This window comes from Streptococcus sp. CL8.13 (assembly GCF_049737895.1).
This window is the reverse complement of record NZ_JBKOTT010000059.1, coordinates 1-5,450: the sequence shown is the minus strand read 5'-3', so window position 1 is coordinate 5,450 and position 5,450 is coordinate 1. Positions and strand designations below refer to the sequence as shown.

Below are 5,450 nucleotides of genomic sequence, written 5' to 3'. Positions count from 1 at the left end.
GAGTTGGTTTATTGACTTTGGAAATGACCTGACTCATGGTATAGGTCTTCCCTGTTCCGGTCGCCCCCATCAGAATCTGAGCTTTTTCTCCACCCTCGATATTATCAACCAACTGCTCGATAGCTTGGGGTTGGTCTCCTGATGGTTGATATTTTGATACTAGTTTAAATTGATTGTCTGTAATGCGATTAATCATAAGAATCCTCTCTCGATGTGCTATTCCTATTTTAGCATACTTGTAGCATTTTCACGAAGAAAAGGACGGACCGAAGTCACATCCTTTCATTTTCTTTCTTTAATTGATAGGCGAGATAGACAATCAGCAGTAGCAAGACCAGACTTGTCATGACAGAACCTTCAATCCCAAAAGAACCACCTGATAGCCAGGCTTGATTGCCTTGTGGTAAAAAGGTCATCAGAGATGTTCCTGATGGTTGACCACTAACTAAAATCCCAAAGAGATTGCCCTGAGCAAAATTCCAAGCGCCATGAATACCTGCTACCCCCCAAACTGTATCTGTTTTGAGGAGGTAAAGTGACATGGCAACTCCGAATAAAAAGAGATTCACTAGAGATAGAGGGGTTAGACCAGAATTGCCCATATGAAGCAGGGTAAAGAACATGCTAGATATGACAACAGCAAGTTTTAAATTGGTTCTTGAAGCCAATTGAGGAAGGAGCCAAGCACGGGCCACCACTTCTTCTGTTGTCCCCTGTAAAATCCAAAATGGGATAGTAAAGACAACAAAGGCAAGCGAATAAGGATTCAAGTGAATAGACTCCAAACGATATTGCCCTAATGCTACTAAACCTAACAAGGTCAGAAGAAAAAGTGCCAGACCTAAACCAAATCCCTTAAGAAGATTACTGAGGAAATTTTCTTTATAAAATCCTAAAGTTCGAATAGGTCTTTTCTCAACTTTTCTAGTCCATCTGAACACAGTGTTGAGAACGAAACCAAAGGCCAGCAATTCTAAAATTAAACGAAAGTCACTTGTTTTATCCATCAAGCTCTGTTGCAATGTCTGCAAATAGGTTGCAAGATTTTGACCAGCCTCTCCAAAATTTCTAGCAAGTCCGATGAGAGCTAACAAACTAATACCATACAGAGTATAAGCCACAAACTCTCCTATGAAGACAAAAGCAAAGGCTAACAAGGGGCTTGTGTAAAGGTTTAACCGCATTTGAGAAGCTTGGAAGTCTTTAAATATTCTTTTGTTCTTCATATTCCTGTCCTCTTTTCTTCTACTATATACTATTATTATAGCACTTTATAGTAGCAATTCAAGAAGGAAAAGAAAATATAGATGTTATATTTTCTAACACGAAAATATAAAAATTTGCCTTTTTTTACTTTTTCTGATATAATGGGAAAATATTCGGAAAAGGAGACTAAAAATGAAGAAAAAATTTCTAGCATTTTTGCTAATTTTATTCCCAATTTTCTCATTAGGTATTGCAAAAGCAGAGACGATTAAGATTGTTTCTGATACCGCCTATGCACCTTTTGAGTTTAAAGATTCAGATCAAACTTATAAAGGAATTGATGTTGACATTATCAACAAAGTCGCTGAGATTAAAGGATGGAACATTCAGATGTCCTATCCTGGATTTGATGCAGCGGTAAATGCGGTTCAAGCTGGTCAAGCTGATGCAATCATGGCTGGAATGACAAAAACTACAGAACGTGAAAAAGTTTTCACTATGTCTGATACTTACTATGATACAAAAGTTGTCATTGCAACTACAAAGTCACACAAGATTAGTCAGTATGACCAATTAAAAGGTAAAACTGTTGGTGTTAAAAACGGAACTGCCGCTCAACGTTTCCTTGAAACAATCAAAGACAAATACGGCTTTACTATTAAAACATTTGACACTGGTGATTTGATGAACAACAGCTTGGCTGCTGGTGCCATCGATGCCATGATGGATGATAAACCTGTTATCGAATATGCCATCAACCAAGGTCAAGACCTCCATATTGAAATGGATGGGGAAGCTGTAGGAAGTTTTGCTTTCGGTGTTAAAAAAGGAAGCAAATACGAGCACCTAGTTACTGAATTTAACCAAGCCTTGGCTGAAATGAAAAAAGATGGTAGTCTTGATAAAATCATCAAGAAATGGACTGCTTCATCATCTTCAGCAGTTCCAACTACAACTACTCTAGCGGGCTTAAAAGCCATTCCTGTTAAAGCTAAATACATTATTGCCAGCGATTCTTCTTTTGCACCTTTTGTTTTCCAAAATTCAAGCAACCAATACACTGGTATTGATATGGAATTGATTAAGGCAATCGCTAAAGACCAAGGTTTTGAAATTGAAATCATCAACCCTGGTTTCGATGCCGCTATTAACGCTGTCCAAGCTGGTCAAGCAGATGGTATCATTGCTGGTATGTCTGTCACAGATGCTCGTAAGGCGACTTTTGATTTCTCAGATTCATACTACACTGCAAACACAATCCTCGGCGTCAAAGAATCAAGTACCATTGCTTCTTATGAAGATTTGAAAGGGAAGACGGTCGGTGTTAAAAACGGAACTGCTTCTCAAACCTTCCTAACAGAAAATCAAAGCAAATACGGTTATCAAATTAAAACCTTCGCTGATGGTTCTTCAATGTATGACAGTTTAAACACTGGTGCCATTGATGCTGTTATGGATGATGAACCTGTTCTCAAATATTCTATCAGCCAAGGTCAAAAATTGAAAACACCAATCCCTGGAAGTCCAATCGGAGAAACAGCCTTTGCCGTCAAAAAAGGCACAAATCCAGAATTGATTGAAATGTTCAACAACGGACTTGCAAACCTTAAAGCAAACGGAGAATTCCAAAAGATTCTTGATAAATACCTAGCTAGCGAATCTTCAACTACTTCAACAAGCACTGTTGACGAAACAACTATCTGGGGCTTGCTTCAAAACAACTACAAACAACTCCTTAGCGGTCTTGGTATCACTCTTGCTCTAGCTCTTATCTCATTTGCTATTGCCATTGTCATCGGGATTATCTTCGGTATGTTTAGTGTTAGCCCCTACAAATCTCTTCGTGTGATTTCTGAGATTTTCGTTGACGTTATCCGTGGTATTCCCTTGATGATTCTTGCAGCCTTCATCTTCTGGGGAATTCCCAACTTCATCGAATCTATCACAGGGCAACAAAGTCCAATTAACGACTTTGTGGCTGGTACCATTGCCCTATCCCTAAATGCAGCCGCTTATATCGCTGAAATCGTTCGTGGTGGTATTCAGGCTGTTCCGATTGGTCAAATGGAAGCCAGCCGAAGCTTGGGTATCTCTTATGGCAAAACCATGCGTAAGATTATCCTGCCACAAGCAACTAAATTGATGTTGCCAAACTTTGTTAACCAATTCGTTATCGCTCTTAAAGATACAACTATCGTATCTGCTATCGGTTTGGTGGAACTCTTCCAAACTGGTAAGATTATCATTGCCCGTAACTACCAAAGTTTCAAGATGTATGCAATCCTTGCTATCTTCTATCTTGTAATTATCACACTTTTGACTAGACTAGCGAAACGCTTAGAAAAGAGGATTCGTTAATGGCAAAATTAAAAATTGATGTAAATGATTTACACAAACATTATGGAAAAAATGAGGTTTTAAAAGGAATTACGACTAAGTTCTATGAAGGAGATGTTGTCTGTATCATCGGCCCTTCGGGTTCTGGTAAGTCAACTTTCCTTCGTAGCCTCAATCTTCTAGAAGAAGTTACTAGCGGTCACATCACTGTGAACGGTTATGACTTAACTGAAAAAACAACCAATGTTGACCATGTCCGTGAAAATATCGGAATGGTGTTCCAACACTTCAACCTCTTCCCACACATGTCTGTATTGGACAACATTACTTTTGCTCCAATTGAGCACAAGTTGATGACTAAGGAAGAAGCTGAGAAGTTGGGAATGGAGTTGCTTGAGAAGGTTGGGCTAGCAGATAAAGCTAAGGCCAACCCAGATAGCCTATCAGGTGGTCAAAAACAACGTGTGGCCATCGCTCGTGGACTAGCAATGAATCCAGACATCATGCTCTTTGATGAACCAACTTCTGCCCTTGACCCTGAAATGGTTGGAGACGTACTAAACGTTATGAAAAACTTGGCTAAACAAGGCATGACCATGATTATCGTAACCCATGAGATGGGATTTGCCCGTCAAGTTGCCGACCGCGTCATCTTTACTGCAGATGGTGAATTTCTTGAAGACGGAACACCTGATCAAATCTTTGATAACCCTCAACACCCACGTCTGAAAGATTTCTTGGACAAGGTCTTAAACGTCTAAACTCAAACTGTAAGGATTTCCTTGCAGTTTTTTTCTATCTCGTATTGGATTTTTTGATTTTTCGGAAAATTATGTTAGAATTAAGTTTATGAAATGAGATTTCCTCATACCTAGCAAGACTAGGAATAAAAATAGAAATTAGGTAGCTAGATGTCATCTAAGGTTATTGTTACAATTTTCGGTGCGAGTGGAGACCTGGCTAAACGCAAGCTCTACCCTTCCCTTTTTAGACTATATAAATCCGGCAATCTTTCCGAGCACTTTGCCGTTATTGGAACTGCCCGTCGTCCTTGGAGCAAGGAATATTTTGAATCTGTTGTAGTCGAATCTATCCTTGATTTGGCAGATAGTACCGAACAAGCTCAGGAGTTCGCTAGCCACTTCTACTATCAAAGTCATGATGTCAATGATACAGAACACTACATTGCTCTACGTCAATTGCAGGCTGAATTAAATGACAAGTACCAAGCTGAACACAACAAGCTCTTCTTCTTGTCGATGGCTCCTCAATTCTTTGGAACCATTGCCAAACACCTCAAATCGGAAAACATTGTAGATGGTAAAGGTTTTGAACGTTTAATCGTTGAGAAGCCATTTGGAACAGATTACGCAACTGCAAGCAAGTTGAATGACGAACTCCTAGCGACATTTAACGAAGAACAAATTTTCCGTATCGATCATTATCTTGGTAAGGAAATGATCCAAAGTATCTTTGCAGTTCGCTTTGCAAACTTGATTTTTGAAAATGTTTGGAACAAGGACTTTATCGACAATGTGCAAATTACTTTTGCAGAGCGTTTGGGTGTAGAAGAACGTGGTGGCTACTATGACCAATCTGGTGCCCTCCGTGACATGGTACAAAACCATACACTACAACTTCTTTCTCTCCTCGCCATGGATAAGCCAGCAAGCTTCACAAAAGATGAGATTCGTGCTGAGAAGATTAAGGTCTTTAAAAACCTCTATCATCCAACTGATGAAGAACTTAAAGAACACTTTATCCGTGGTCAATACCGTTCTGGTAAGATTGATGGCATGAAATACATCTCTTATCGTAGCGAGCCAAATGTAAATCCAGAATCTACAACTGAAACCTTTGCATCTGGTGCCTTCTTTGTAAACAGCGATCGCTTCCGTAGTGTTCCT

5 protein-coding genes are annotated in these 5,450 nt (G+C 39.4%); 3 read left to right on the top strand and 2 right to left on the bottom strand.

The annotated features are described in order from the left end of the window. On the bottom strand, positions 1-196 hold a 196-nt coding region (locus ACLNCN_RS03020), incomplete at its 3' end, for a DEAD/DEAH box helicase family protein (protein WP_424844581.1). Positions 197-272: 76 nt separating this feature from the next. Then, complete coding sequence (locus tag ACLNCN_RS03015) at positions 273-1,226, bottom strand: CPBP family intramembrane glutamic endopeptidase (RefSeq protein ID WP_203180409.1); 954 nt, start codon at positions 1,224-1,226, stop codon at positions 273-275. Positions 1,227-1,398: 172 nt separating this feature from the next. Between ACLNCN_RS03015 and ACLNCN_RS03010 the strand changes: the two genes are divergently transcribed. The 3 genes from ACLNCN_RS03010 to zwf form a co-directional block, all read left to right on the top strand. Then, complete coding sequence (locus ACLNCN_RS03010) at positions 1,399-3,564, top strand: ABC transporter substrate-binding protein/permease (protein ID WP_424844580.1); 2,166 nt, start codon at positions 1,399-1,401, stop codon at positions 3,562-3,564. Beyond that, on the top strand, positions 3,564-4,304 hold the full coding sequence (locus tag ACLNCN_RS03005) for an amino acid ABC transporter ATP-binding protein (protein ID WP_424844579.1): 741 nt from the start codon (positions 3,564-3,566) through the stop codon (positions 4,302-4,304). The genes ACLNCN_RS03010 and ACLNCN_RS03005 overlap by 1 nt, the downstream gene beginning before the upstream one ends. A gap of 150 nt (positions 4,305-4,454) precedes the next feature. Beyond that, positions 4,455-5,450 (top strand): glucose-6-phosphate dehydrogenase (gene zwf, locus ACLNCN_RS03000; protein WP_424844578.1); only part of this gene is annotated, 996 nt, incomplete at its 3' end.